12 protein-coding genes and 2 tRNA genes are annotated in these 13339 nt (G+C 67.6%); 8 read left to right on the forward strand and 6 right to left on the reverse strand.

The features are described from left to right. Positions 1-20: 20 nt before the first annotated feature. Positions 21-94, forward strand: a tRNA-Ile gene (locus MRBLWH12_RS14135). 28 nt (positions 95-122) lie between these two features. Beyond that, positions 123-195 (forward strand) — tRNA-Ala (locus MRBLWH12_RS14140). A 46-nt stretch (positions 196-241) separates the two neighbouring features. On the opposite strand, the gene MRBLWH12_RS14145 is transcribed toward MRBLWH12_RS14140, so the two are convergent. After that, entirely contained in the window at positions 242-1216 is a 975-nt protein-coding gene (locus MRBLWH12_RS14145; protein WP_363549966.1) for a helix-turn-helix transcriptional regulator, read from the reverse strand. Positions 1217-1345: 129 nt separating this feature from the next. Here MRBLWH12_RS14145 and MRBLWH12_RS14150 point away from each other — a divergent pair, with 129 nt between their 5' ends. Beyond that, on the forward strand, positions 1346-1741 hold the full coding sequence (locus tag MRBLWH12_RS14150; RefSeq protein ID WP_363551378.1) for a RidA family protein: 396 nt from the start codon (positions 1346-1348) through the stop codon (positions 1739-1741). Here the strand turns inward: MRBLWH12_RS14150 and MRBLWH12_RS14155 are convergent, their stop codons facing one another. Next, a complete protein-coding gene (locus MRBLWH12_RS14155) occupies positions 1742-4249 on the reverse strand; it encodes an AAA family ATPase (RefSeq protein ID WP_363549968.1) in 2508 nt (835 codons plus the stop codon). It abuts the gene before it with no gap. 168 nt (positions 4250-4417) lie between these two features. On the opposite strand from MRBLWH12_RS14155, the gene MRBLWH12_RS14160 reads away from it, so the two are divergent. Then, positions 4418-6727, forward strand: a complete 2310-nt coding sequence (locus tag MRBLWH12_RS14160; protein WP_363549970.1) for a hypothetical protein — start codon at positions 4418-4420, stop codon at positions 6725-6727. Between the two features lie 64 nt (positions 6728-6791). Here MRBLWH12_RS14160 and MRBLWH12_RS14165 read toward each other — a convergent pair whose 3' ends face one another. Then, positions 6792-7910: a M24 family metallopeptidase gene (locus tag MRBLWH12_RS14165; protein WP_363549973.1), complete on the reverse strand. Its 1119-nt coding sequence runs from the start codon at positions 7908-7910 to the stop codon at positions 6792-6794. 27 nt (positions 7911-7937) lie between these two features. After that, entirely contained in the window at positions 7938-8387 is a 450-nt protein-coding gene (locus MRBLWH12_RS14170; RefSeq protein WP_341976662.1) for a DUF1801 domain-containing protein, read from the reverse strand. Positions 8388-8530: 143 nt separating this feature from the next. On the opposite strand from MRBLWH12_RS14170, the gene MRBLWH12_RS14175 reads away from it, so the two are divergent. Beyond that, a complete protein-coding gene (locus MRBLWH12_RS14175; RefSeq protein WP_363549976.1) occupies positions 8531-10126 on the forward strand; it encodes an amidohydrolase in 1596 nt (531 codons plus the stop codon). Between the two features lie 27 nt (positions 10127-10153). Continuing rightward, positions 10154-10591, forward strand: coding sequence for an NUDIX hydrolase (locus MRBLWH12_RS14180; RefSeq protein ID WP_363549979.1), 438 nt, complete (start codon positions 10154-10156; stop codon positions 10589-10591). A gap of 9 nt (positions 10592-10600) precedes the next feature. Here MRBLWH12_RS14180 and MRBLWH12_RS14185 read toward each other — a convergent pair whose 3' ends face one another. Together MRBLWH12_RS14185 and MRBLWH12_RS14190 are read right to left on the reverse strand one after the other, a co-directional pair. Continuing rightward, positions 10601-11062 (reverse strand): aminoacyl-tRNA deacylase, encoded by a 462-nt coding sequence (locus MRBLWH12_RS14185; protein WP_363551380.1) that lies wholly within the window; start codon positions 11060-11062, stop codon positions 10601-10603. A 62-nt stretch (positions 11063-11124) separates the two neighbouring features. After that, entirely contained in the window at positions 11125-11631 is a 507-nt protein-coding gene (locus MRBLWH12_RS14190) for a DNA helicase (RefSeq protein ID WP_341976659.1), read from the reverse strand. Positions 11632-11798: 167 nt separating this feature from the next. Between MRBLWH12_RS14190 and MRBLWH12_RS14195 the strand changes: the two genes are divergently transcribed. Next, positions 11799-12356 carry a peptidylprolyl isomerase gene (locus MRBLWH12_RS14195; protein WP_341976658.1) on the forward strand — a complete coding sequence of 186 codons (558 nt, stop codon included), beginning with the start codon at positions 11799-11801 and terminating at the stop codon, positions 12354-12356. 18 nt (positions 12357-12374) lie between these two features. Beyond that, positions 12375-13262: a rhomboid family intramembrane serine protease gene (locus tag MRBLWH12_RS14200; protein ID WP_363549983.1), complete on the forward strand. Its 888-nt coding sequence runs from the start codon at positions 12375-12377 to the stop codon at positions 13260-13262. The last annotated feature ends 77 nt before the right edge of the window (positions 13263-13339 follow it).

Consider the following 13339-nt stretch of genomic DNA (forward strand, 5'->3'; position numbering starts at 1 on the left):
GTAAAGTCTTGGAGGTTGACGGGGATATAGCTCAGGCGGTTAGAGCGCTTCACTGATAATGAAGAGGTCCCAGGTTCAAGTCCTGGTATCCCCACTCTGTAACTCAAATTGAACACCCTTTCGGGGCCTTAGCTCAGTTGGTAGAGCGCCTGCTTTGCAAGCAGGATGTCAGGAGTTCGAATCTCCTAGGCTCCACATACGAACCCCGGTTCTGCGTCACGCAGACCCGGGGTTTCTTCGTTCATTCCTCGTCGTCGTACTGCGTCGCGAGCGCGCTCGCGCGGTCGCGAAGAGCCGCGCGCAGGGAGTGCGGCGCCAGCACCTCGGCATTCGTGCTGAGCTGCCAGAACGCCCACTCGGCATGCCGGAGGTCCTGGAAGCTCACCTCGAGGAGCAGCCCTCCCGCAGGATCTGCCGATTCGGAGAGCACCGCGAGTGCGGTGCCGACGAGCTCCTCGCGCCGTGACGGTTCCACCCGTGCGCGTACGATCAGCTGGTCGCCGCCGGTGCGGAATCGGATGCTGCGCTCCTGCCAGATCCGGTCGAGATCGACCTGCGCTGGTCGGTCAGCGGTCTCGGTGAGTTCTTCTGCCTCGAGGATTCGCGAGAGTCGATAGGTGCGGTCTGCCCCGGAGACGGCGGCGAGGAGGTAGCCCTTGTCGCGCACGGTGACCAGACCGATCGGGTCGACGGTGCGCCAGACCGCGTCGCGATCTGCGGCCGAGTAGTGGATGCGCAGCTTGCGTCCGGCGAGAACGGCGCGGCGGACCGCGCTCATGACCGTGGCGGAGATGTCCTCGCTCGATTGGCGACGGGCGAGCAGATCTGTCGAAGGCTCGATGAGGATGCGCTGGGCGGCGTTATCGGCTGCCGCGCGATGGCCGTCGGGCAGGGCGTCGACGACCTTGCGCATGGCCGAGGCGAGCGCCGATCCCAGGCCGAAGACCTGCTCCCCCCTTCCTGATCCGGCGGTGAGCAGAGCCAACGCTTCGTCGTGGTTCAGTCCGGTGAGTTCGGTGCGGAATCCCGGGAGAAGCTCGAACCCGCCGTGCCGACCGCGCTCCGCGTACACCGGCACGCCGGCGGCGGAGAGGGCTTCGATGTCGCGCAGCACGGTGCGGGTCGACACCTCCAGCTCGCGTGCGAGCGCAGTGGCGGACAGCCGGCCGCGTTGGCGCAGGAGCAGCACCAAAGAGACGAGGCGGTCGGCGCGCATGTGAGAACTCTATTTCGAATACATGACACAGGGTGTCGTGAATCATTGAAAGGCTCGTTGGAGAGGGCAGAACAGCGTCATCCGGCCGGTATCTGCGCTCGCAACGAATCGAATGGAGCTGAAGTGGCAATCGAACGAACAGCGGTCAACCCGGTGACGTGGTCGCAGGAACTGGGATTCAACCAGGGTGAGATCGTCTCCGGGCACACCCGCACCCTGTACATCTCGGGACAGACTGCGATGAGCGCGGAGGGCGTTCCCCAGCATGACGGCGATATGGCTGCACAGCTGGCCCTCGCCGTCGACAACCTGGAAGCCGTGCTCGACGGCGCGGGCATGACGCTGGCGAACCTCATCCGCCTCAACGTGTACACGACCGACGTCGACCTGCTGTTCCCCCACTACGGCGTCCTCGCCGCTCGGCTGGGAGCGGCACAGATCGCGCCGACCACGACGATGCTCGGGGTCAGTCGACTGGCGATCCCCGGTCAGCTGGTGGAACTGGAGGGCACAGCCGTCGGCTGATCAGGGCGCCTGCTCGAGCGGGGCGGTCTGTCGTCCGGCGTCCAGGTGCCGGGCAAGGCCGGCCCGCGAGCGCAGCCCTGTCTTCTGCAGGATCCGGGCGACATGGCTCTCCACGGTCCGGGGACTCAGGTGCAGCCTTTCGGCGATCGCCCGATTGCTGTGGCCGTCCGCGACCAGGTCCGCGACATCGCGCTCCCGTGGTGTGAGCTGGTCGAGGCGGAGGCCCGCCGTCTCGATGCGATCGGACAGCTGAGCCAGCCACGCGCGCGCGAGGCGGCGATAGAGGAGAGCGCCGGCCTCGTCGAAGAGTTCCGCGGCCCGCTGGGCTTCCCCCAGAGCCTCCTCGGCGCGGTCAAGAGTCACCAGGACCTGGGCGCGGAACAGGGTGCCGTGGCCCGCCTGCGACGGATGCTCCGCCTCGACACCCCACGCGATCGCCGCGTCTGCATGACGAAGAGCGGCGGCAGCATCCCCGCGCTTCAACGCGAGTTCTCCCAGACCGATGTGCTTCTGCGAGGCGAAGATGTCCCCGTCGGCGACGTCGAGCTCCGAGGCATCCACCGGGATCCCGAGCAGAATCTCTGCCCGAGACCGCATCAGTCGTACGATGCGGCGCCACCAGCCGACCTGCGGGAGTCCTGCTGCGGCGAGACGTTGATATCGGGCGACGATCTCCTCCGGTCCGACCCTGCCCGGTGCTGCGACGATCGATGCCGTGAGGGCGAGGGGAACGGCATCCGGCCAGTTGTACTTCTCTGCCGCGTCGATCGCGAGCTCGATGAGCTCCTCGGCCTCCTCGCATCGATCGAGGGGAATGTAGATGAAGCCCAGAATCAGATAGAGGTGAGGGAGCACATGGAAGCGTCCGTGCGTCTCCGCCAGGCGGATCGCGCGCTCGAGAAAACGGGCACCCTCTGCGAAGTCGGCGAGGAAGTGCGCGCACCACCCCATCGCCGTGGTCACATCGATCACCAGCAGCATCTCGGATGCTGGCAGGTCCGAGAAGCCGTCCTTCGCCACCTGGTACGAGGTCCTCGCGCGCGCAAGGTCGCCTTCCCGGAGGGACGCGAGGGCGCGCAGGCCGGCGAGTGCGGCGGCGTAAGCGGGTACGTCGCCGTCGTTCTGCTCCAGCCAGGTGCGTGAGGCCACCTCGGAATCACTGTCGTGCATCACTTCGAGCGTCACGAGTTCGAGGGCGACCTCCGGATCGAGTGTCATCGCTCGTGCCTCCCGCACCAGTTCGACCGCCTCATCGGGGCGGCTCTGGATGCGGAGGGACTGGATCAGCAGGGCAAAGGACTCCCCGGTCGACTCCTTCGTGGAATGCACTTCGCGCAGCAATGACTCGGCTTCGACGGGCTGCCCGTCGATGAGGAGGGCGCGGGCCAGCATCAGATCGCGCGCACGGTGCGGAATGCGACGACTGCGGTGAAGCATGGCGATGCAGCTCTGCGGCGACGTCGCCAAGACGATCCCCGCCGCTTCGAGGACGGTCTCCAGCTCATCCGAGGTGAGATGGGAGCCGAGATGCTGCAGGTGCGATGCCTGCTGAAGGACGTTGGAAGCGCTGCGAGCCGCCGTGCGATGGGCCAGTCGCCGTTCCTGGGGCGTCATGCTGCGGTAGGCGGCTGCGCGGATGAAGGGATGCACGACCCGCAGGCTCTCGGCCTCGATCAGGCCGCGCTGCGCCAGGCGGTCAGCCGCCTGGGCGATGTCCCCGACGCCCAGATCCGCGATGGCGCCGAGCGTCTCCGGTGCGACGGGGGGCGTGAGTGACAGCGCCTGCATCACACGACGTGATTCCTCGCCCAGAGTGAGGAGTTCGCCGCGCAGCGTGTCACCGATCTCCTGATGCGAGACGTCGTCGGCGTGGTCACCGCGGCCGGATTCCGCGAGCAGGCGGAGGAAGAGAGGGTTTCCGGCGGCGAGCTCGATGTACCCCTTCCCCTGGGCGCCGTGAGCTGCCAGCAGCGCCGCCGAATCCGCTTCGTCGAGCGGCCCGAGTATGACGCGGTGCACGGCGGATCCTCCACGCGTGGCCGCACGGATCAGGGTTTCGGGTGCTGCTCCGGTGCGAAAGACGAAGAGGAAGGAGAGGGGGGTGGGCGAAGGTTCCGACAGGAGGCGCTCGATGATGTCGCGCGCCGGCGCGTCGAGCCAATGGGCGTCGTCGATCACGATGACGGTCGGTTCGGCGGCGAGGCCTTCGCGAATGCTGCGCAGGAGGACGCGCGCCGGTCGCTGCTCCGCCAGGAGGACCGGGAGGTCCTCATCGAGGAGCTCTTCGATGATCGAGCGGATGCCATCAAGAGGGATGTTCGTGGCGAGTTCGGCCGGGCGGCTGAAGAGCACGCGCTCGGTGAGGCCGGACCGCAGGAACTCGTTCACCACGGCTGTCTTGCCGATCCCGATCGGACCCTCCAGCAGCACGACGCGGTGCGCGCTGTCGTCCGGGTCGGTGAGGTGCGAGCGAAGTCGGGTGAGTTCGGCCATACGCCCGATGAACATGCGGCCCCCTCTTCTCGAACACATGAAGGATATCGGGATGACGCTGGTCAGGACCAGTTTCTCGAGTCATTCGAAGAACTCCCGTATTTCTACGGATGCGGCACGCATCGCGGCCTTCATAGCCTGAGCCTGATTGTGTTCGCCCCCCTTCTCGTCAGGAACAGCTCGATGACATCGCATCCACGCTCCCGCGCCTCCCGTCTTCTCGGTGCCGTGACAAGCGTCGCCCTCGCCGTCGGTTTCAGTGCCGTCGCGATCGCGGCTCCCGCCCACGCCGCCACGGAAGACGGCGTCTACGTCGGTGAGAACAGCCACGGCTACGACTTCTCGATCACCGTCGAGGGCGGGATGGTCACCGACGTCGCCACGACCGCATGGATCGCGTGCGGCGTTCCTCCGATCCAGACCCCTCTCGCCTTCAACGCGATTCCGGACACCGCCATCGCGGCTGACGGCTCATTCTCGGCGAACTGGACGTACCAGATCGATGCGGACTACAGCGCGGAGTACTGGCTGGGCGGTGTCTTCCACGCGGACGGCACCGTCACGAGCGCGGGCTCGAACGCCGCGGACATGATCGGTACCGGCCTGTTCTGCAGCGGCCAGCAATTCACCTACGAAGCGGCGATCGATGCCGCGGCGCCGACCATCTCGGTGTCGCCGAACCCGGCGACGCTCTCCCAGATCACCGATCCTGCGGGCGCTGTGCGCATCACCGGTGCGGGCTTCGCGCCGGGGAGCACGGTCAACCTCGTCATCGACGGACAGCAGGCTGCCGCGCGCACCGCCGACGCCGAGGGTGACGTCGAGGTGCTCCTCTCCTGGCCGAACGCGACGGTCGGCGATCACACGATGCGGTTGGTCAGCGGCATCCGCTCGGCCGAAACGACCCTGACCATCATCGAAGACCCGACCTACAATCCCACCGCGGCGGTCGATCCTGCGACCGCGACGGTCTCCCGGCTCGGCGGGGCGGGCGTGACTGTCACCGGCGCCGGATTCCCCGCCTCGGTTCCTGTCGACATCGCCTTCGATGGATCGGTCGTCTCGACCGTGACGAGCGGCACCGACGGATCGCTCAGCTACACCCTGGTTCACGCCGGCGCGGCCGTCGGGGCCCACAGCATCACGCTGACGAACGGTCAGTGGGCGGCATCCGCGACGCTGACCGTCGAAGCGGACCCGATCGTCTACGACCCGACGGCGGCGGTCTCGCCGGACAAGCTCACGGTTTCCGCGATGGCCGCGGGCGGCGTGCAGATCTCCGGCGCCGAGTTCCCGCCCAATGCGCCGGTTTCGATCCAGGTCGCCGGTGAGCCCGTTGCGACGGTGGACTCCTCCGGTACCGGCGACGTGTCGTACACGTACGTGAAGTCGGGGGCCGCGGTTGCGCAGTATCCGGTCGTCCTGACCAGTGGTCAGTGGAGCGCGAGCAGCTCGTTCGAGGTGACCGCCGACCCGATCGTGTACGACCCGACGGTGGCCGTGCTCCCCGAGACGCTCACGCAGTCGGCGCTCGCCGACACCGGTGTGCAGGTCGAGGGAACGGGTTTCCCGGAGAACGCCGAGATCGAGGTGCTGTTCGACGGCGCCGTCGTCTCGACGGCGACGAGCAGCGCCGACGGATCGGTCGCAACCACGATCACCCGCGCCGGCGTCGGTGTCGGAACGTCGACGGTGCTGCTGCGCAGCGGACAGTGGGAGGCATCTGACACGATCGTCGTGACCGCAGACCCGATCGATCCGGCCGAGGTGACCCTCTCGCCGACCACGATCGCCACCGGTGCTCTCGAGACCGACGGTGTCGACGTCACGGCCGAAGGGCTCCCCGCGGACGTTCCGGTGCGCGTGCTGTTCGACGGAGTCGAGGTGGCCGCGTTCACGGCCTCCGCCACCGGTACGGGGTCTGCCTCGTTCACGATCGCCGACGCTGTTCCGGGCGCGCACACCGTGCGGCTCGTCCAGGGCCCTGGGTTTGCCCCCGGCGACGTCCTCGGTGAGGCGGTTCTGACCGTCACCGAAGACCCGCTCCCCGGTGACCCGCAGCTGGTGCTGAGCCTGTCCTCGATCGCGCCGGACGCCCTCGCGACGACCGGTGTGCTGCTCACCGGAACCGGGTTCACGCCCGGTCAGGATGTGTCCGTGTTCTTCGACGGACAAGAGGTCGGCGTCGTCACCGCGAACGCGGCGGGCCACGTGTCATACACGCTGAGGGTTGCGAACGCCGCACCGGGCGCCCACCCGGTCGCTCTCGTGCAAGGCGACCGCAGCAGCGAAGTGACTCTCACCGTGAAGGCGGCCGCGGAGCCCGGCAACCCCGGCACCCCCGGTAACCCGACGCAGCCAGGAGACTCTGACGGCGGTGGGCTTGCCACGACCGGAGCGGATGCGGGGCTCTGGGCGGGCGTCGCGGGTGTCGCGCTCGCACTGATGGCCGCCGGCGGACTCATTCTGATCCGCCGCCGCGGCGTCGCCTGACCCTCCCCGCACGGCGACGTACGAACTGCTCTCACTCCGATGAAGTGAGAGCAGTTCGTGCGTGTCAGGGAACGGGGATCAGCCCATGCTCGACGACGTTCAGTCGCTCGCTGCCGTCGGCGGTCACGACGACGATGTCCTCGATGCGCGCACCCCACTCGCCTGCGAAGTAGATTCCGGGCTCGATGCTGAACGCCATCCCCTCCCGCAGCACCAGGTCGTTGCCCGGAGCGATGTACGGCTCTTCGTGCACCGAGACGCCGATCCCGTGACCGGTGCGGTGCACGAAGGCGTCGCCGAGACCGGCGTCGGAGAGCACCTCTCGTGCGGCAGCATCCACCTCCGAAGCCGTCGCTCCGGGTCGGGCTGCGTCTACCGCAGCCTGCTGCGCACGCACGAGCACAGCGATGCGATCGGATGCCTCGGGCGTCGGTGTTCCGACCACGTATGTCCGCGTGCTGTCGGAGTTGTATCCGCTGGGAACCGCTCCCCCGATGTCGACCACGACGATGTCGCCGTTCTCGATGATGCGATCCGACACCTCGTGGTGCGGGTCGGCTCCGTTCGGTCCTGATCCGACGATGACGAACTCGACCGTGCGGTGCCCCTCGGCGACGATGGCCTCGGCGATGTCTGCAGCCACTTCGCGTTCGGTCCGGCCGGCGCGCAACCATTCCGGCACCCGGCGATGCACGGCGTCGATGGCGGCGCCGGCCCGGCGCAGTTCGGCGATCTCGGCGGCATCCTTGATCATCCGCCCCTCGCGCAGCACCGGCGTGGCGAGTTCCAGGCGCACCCCGAGGCGTTCCCCGATCGGGATCACGTGCAGGGCCGTGAGCGCGTCCGAGATACCCACGCGCGATGCCGATCCCAGGGCCTCGGCGACGAGGTCGTACGGATTCTCACCGTCGACCCAGTCGGCGATGGTGAGGCCGAGTTCACCGATCGCGGTGTCGCGCACCTTGGCGAGCTCCATATGCGGAACCACCACGGTGGCCGGTCGGCCGGGGCGGACGATCAGCGCCGTCAGGCGCTCGATCGTGTCGCCTTCGACGCCGGCCAGATACTGCAGATCGGGTCCTGGGCCGATGATCATCCCATCGAAGCCCGCCTCGGCGGCGAGGTCAGCGGCACGGTCGAGACGGGCGGCGTACACGGAGGTTGCGAAGGGAAGGGTGCTCACCCGCCCCACGCTACTCCGCACGGCGCATCAGCTCACGGCGAGACGGATGCGCTCCGCGAAGAACTCCAGGTCTGCGTCGGTGAGATCGGTGACGGCGTAAGCGGTGGGCCAGACGGTGCCGTCGTCGAGGTTCGAGATCGGTTCGAAGCCGAAGGTGCCGTAGCGCACCTTGAACTTGCTCGCCGGCTGGAAGAAGCACAGGACCTTGCCGTCCTTGCCCCAGGCGGGCATGCCGTAGTACGTGCGCGGGACGAGCTCTGGCGCGACCTTCGAGACCAGATCGTGCAGCTTCAACGCGAGCTTCTGGTCCGCGGTGTCCGGGAGTTTGGCGATGGCCTCCTTGAGATCCGCTTCACCCTCCGCCCGCTGTTCCTCCGGAGACTTCTTCGCCCGTGAGCGCCGCGCCTTGGATTCCTTGGCGGCGGCCTGCATGGCTTCACGCTCTTCGTCGGTGAAGTTCTTCGTTTCCTCGGTCATCAGCGGATCCTCTCGTTCGGTGACGCCTGATGGATCCGAGGATACGCGCGTGCGCTCATCGATGCTTCTCGATTTCTGATCGCTTCCGGCAGTGGCCGGTGCCGTCCTGGCGCGCCGGGCGGAGCATCCGAGAGACTGTCGCCATGACGACAGTCTTCACCGGCCGCATCCGTCCCCTCTCACCCGTGACCGATGCCGAGGCGGAGGCGATGGCTGTCGAGGTCGGACGAGTGGTGGCCATCGGCACCGCCGAGGAGATGGCCGCTCGATTCCCGGATGCCGAGATCGTCGCGCTCGACGGCTGGATCATGCCAGGACTCATCGAACCGCACGGCCACCCGGCGTACTCGTCGATTCTGCTCTCTGATCTCGTCGTCGACATCCGCCCCGTCACGATCCCCGATGCAGACGGCGTGCTCGCCGCTCTCAGGGCGGCGGTGGCGGATGCCGGCAGTGAGGCGGTCTTCGCGAACGGGTGGGATGCCCTGCTGCAGCGGGGTCTCCCAGACCCCGATATCCGCTTCCTCGATGAACTCGCAGGATCCGTGCCTCTTGTCATCATCCACAACTCCGGCCACTCCGCCTACTTCAACAGCGCCGCCGCCCGCGCTGCCGGTGTGGACGGTCGTACTCCGGACCCCGCCGGCGCCTCGTTCGGGCGCGACTCCGACGGCGCCCTCACCGGCGTCGCATTGGAGGAAGCAGCCGTCGAGAAGCTCGTCGCGCCGATGCTCGCGAGTGCGCAGCAGCATCTCCCCCGCCTGCTCAGCGCGCATCTGCGAGATCTGGCTGCGCGCGGGATCACGACCGTGTCCGACCTCTCCTGGAATCCCGATCTCAACCCCCTCATCGAGGCCCTGCGCGCGAACCGTGCGCTCCCGGTGCGGCTGCGCTGGTACGAGATGTCCCATCCTGGAGGCACAGCAGCCCCGCGGGGCCAGGGCGACTCCGTGATCCGTCAGGTCGGAGTGAAGACGTGGTCCGACGGTTCGCCCTGGATCGGGAACATCGCCACCTCTTTCCCCTACCTCGACACCGAGTCCACCCGTGACCTGGGGCTCGAGCCGCACCATGTCGGTCGCGCGAACTACACAGCCGACCAGTTGCTCGCGATCGCGGAGCCGTACGCGGCCGGCGCCTGGCAACTGGCCTGCCATGCGCACGGCGACCGTGCCATCGAAGCGACCCTCGACGTGTACGAGCAGATCATCACCCGGCACGGACTCAGCGATCACCGCTTCCGCCTCGAGCATTGCGGGGCGATGACCGCCGCGCAGTTCCGGCGCGCGGCGTCCCTCGGCGTCACCGTCAGCCTTTTCGTCGACCACATCACCTACTGGGGAGAGGTGCTCGTCGATGATCTCTTCGGTGCGGAGCGCGGCGGCGCATGGGCCGACGCCGGAGCAGCCTTCGCCGCCGGTCACCGGGCGACCTTCCACAATGACGGCTGGGTCACCCCCAACGAGCCATTCCGCAATATGGCGGTCGCCGAGACCCGTACGACCCGCAACGGCTACCGGATGCCCGGGGGAACCCCGGTGACGCGCGATCAGGCCCTCCGCGCACACACCACGAACGCGGCGTGGCAGCTGTTCAGCGAGCACGAGGTCGGCGCGCTCGCGCCGGGACTCTTCGCCGACTTCATCGTCATCGACCGCGACCCGGTCGCAGTGCCACCGGAGGATCTCGCGATGACCGTGGTGCGGGCCACCTATCTGGCGGGCAGCCGCGTCGTCTGATTCCATCGGACGACTATGGTGAGAGCCATGGATATGCGGGTCGCGGCATACGCGGTCGTCACCGATGACGATGACCGGATCCTGCTGGCGCGCTGGATCGAGGGACGCCGCGTCGCGTGGACCATGCCGGGCGGAGGACTGGAACCCGGCGAAGACCCCGAGGAAGCGGTCCGTCGTGAGCTCCGTGAGGAGACCGGTTACAGCGTGCAGGTCGGCGAGTTGCTCGGCATCCACTCCCGCGTCATCCCGGCGACGCAACGGGTGAACCGCCCAGGCCAGCAGCGGGCCGACGCTCCCCTGCACACCCTGCGCATCGTCTATCGGGCGCGGGTCACGGGCGGAAAACTCCGTTTCGAGACCGACGGATCGACGGACATGGCCGACTGGTTCACGCTGCCGGCGGTCGCCGAGCTTCAGCGCGTCAAGCTCGTCGACATCGCTTTGCGGATGGCGAAGATCCTGTAGTCGACCGCGTCAATCGCGTGTGGTCTCGGGCACCGAGATGTCGGCGACCGTCGCGCCGTAGGCGGCGATGAGATCGTCGGCCTCGACGAACAGGCTGTAGCCGTGCGATCCCGCCCCCATCGCGATCCGTCGCCCCACGATCGACTCGTCGGCGAAGATCGGCCACTCCGTGCTGCTGCCGATCGGCACGATCGTGCCGCGCTCATAGCCGGTTGCGGCGAGGGCGAGTTCCGGCTCTGGCAGCCGCAGCTTGTTGACGCCGACCACGGCGCGCAGCTTGGGCCACGAGATGGATCGGCCGCCTGGGATCAGCGCGAACAGATACGTGTCGTCGGCGCGCTTGACGACGAGGGTCTTCACGATTCCCGATGGCAGGATGCCGAGAAGCTCGGCCGCCTCCGCAAGGCTGTTCGCCTTCGGGCGTTCGCGGATCTCGATGGCGAGGCCATGCGCGGTGGCCGCATCCTGCACCCGGGCATGACGATCACCGCTGTCAGCAGGTACCGACTCTTCGCCGACCAGGTCGGCTGTGCTCACGCGTCAGGCGCGGACAGCGGGTCGTCCGCCACCCAGAGCTCGTCGTCGGCGCGCAGCGCCTGCCATGCGGCGTAGAGCACGCCGACAGCTGCGGCTGCACCGAGGATGATCGCCACGACGGAGCCGAGGCCGGGTCCCGACTTCTGCTTCTTGCCGAAGGCTCCACGAGGTGCAGGAACTGCGACGCCGTGACGCTTGGCGTTCGCGAAGTCCCATGCCGTGAGGGCACTTCCGACGACGCCGCCGACGATCGGGACGACCTTGTCGTCGACGACGTGACGACCGATCTTCACGCTACGGTCGACGACCGGTGCGACGCGGCGGTTGTAGGTGTCCTGCACGACGGGGAGCACCTGCTCGCGGCCGAGGCCGGCGAGCTGTCGGCTCGCCTCACGGGCGACGTCGGCTGCGTGTCCGACGAGCACCTGCTGCGACTCCCACAGCTCGGTGGCGTCGTGCTGCAGACGTCGCAGTTCCTTCTTGCGCTTGCGGCTGAGGCTCACGATGCTCTCCTGTCCATTGGAGTACGGGTTCCCCATCTTGCCAGACGAGTCTGGAAGTGGGGAGGGAATCACCCGACCCTTGCCAGATCGGATGCGGCGCGCTACCTTCTGCGCCCCGATCGCCCTGGACCGGGCGAACTCACCACAAGCTCTGCGAGAATAGGGACATGCCTCATGCTTCCCACGTCGCGACCCTGCACACCAACCACGGTGACATCGTCATCAACCTCTTCGGCGACCAGGCCCCGAAGACCGTGAAGAACTTCGTCGGCCTCGCCGACGGCACCCAGGACTGGACGCACCCCGCCACCGGCAAGCCCGGTGAGGGTCCTCTCTACAAGGACGTCGTCTTCCACCGCATCATCCCGAACTTCATGATCCAGGGCGGCGACCCGCTCGGTCAGGGCGTCGGCGGCCCCGGCTACAACTTCAACGACGAGATCAACGCCGAGCTCAACTTCGACGCGCCCTACATCCTCGCGATGGCGAACGCCGGCCTGCGCCGCAACCCCGCCACTGGCGACCTCGAGGGCACCAACGGCTCGCAGTTCTTCATCACCACCGACCCGACCCCGTGGCTCATGGGCAAGCACACCATCTTCGGCGCCGTCGCCGATGACGCCTCGAAGGCTGTCGTCGACGCGATCGCCGCTGTGCCCACCGCTGCCGGCGACCGCCCGATCGAGCCGGTCGTGCTGCAGTCGGTCGACATCGTCGCGGCCTGACCCGCGCTGCCGATCCGGATGACGAGCTCCGAGTTCACGGGCAATCGTGACAACTTCTGCTACCGGCATCCGGATCGGCAGAGCTTCGTGCTCTGCCAGCGCTGCATGCGCACCGTCTGCCCCGAGTGCCAGACGCAGGCGCCGGTCGGCGTCATCTGCCCGGAGTGCATGACGGCAGAGCGCAAGAATCGCACCCCCGCCCAGAAGCGCGCACAGCGTCGCTGGGGAGGCGGCGGCACCATCACCGCCGTCCGCAGCGGCAAACCCGTCGTCACCTACGCACTGCTCGCGGTGACCTCCTTCATCAGCCTGCTCCAGATGATTCCCGGCGTCGGTGGCCAGATCACGGACGCGTTGCTGTTCGCGGCCCCCTACCTGTACCCAAGCCTCTCGCCCTACCCGTTCGAGCCGTGGCGTCTGTTGACTGCGATGCTCGTGCACGGCGGCTTCGTCCATCTCGCCCTGAACATGTTGGCGCTGTGGATGCTCGGGCAGACCCTCGAGCCGATGCTCGGCCGCGCCCGCTACCTCGCGCTCTACCTGATCAGCGGCCTGGGCGGATCGGTGGCCGTCGCCGTCATCGCTCCGACCACGGCGACGGTGGGAGCATCCGGCGCGATCTTCGGCCTGATGGCGTCCTTGCTGATCATCGGGCGTCATCTCGGCGCCAATGTCACCGGGATCCTCGTGATCCTCGGCATCAACTTCGCGTTCGGCTTCTTCGTCGGGGGCATCGCCTGGCAGGCCCACCTCGGTGGCGCCATTGTGGGGGCACTGATCGCCTTCATCTTGACCAGAACCCGCCGTCGCGAGCAGCGCACCCTGCAGATCATCCTGCTCACGGCCGTCGCCGTGATCCTGCTCGTGATCGTCGCCTTCATCCCACCGCTGATCCTTCTCGCCTGATCAGGCCTGGTCAGAGGTTCTTAACAGGTTTGTTAACACCTGTGAATAACAACCGTGTAATTCTCCCCACCCTGTGC

This window comes from Microbacterium sp. LWH12-1.2 (assembly GCF_040675825.1).
In the GTDB taxonomy this organism is placed as follows: domain Bacteria; phylum Actinomycetota; class Actinomycetes; order Actinomycetales; family Microbacteriaceae; genus Microbacterium.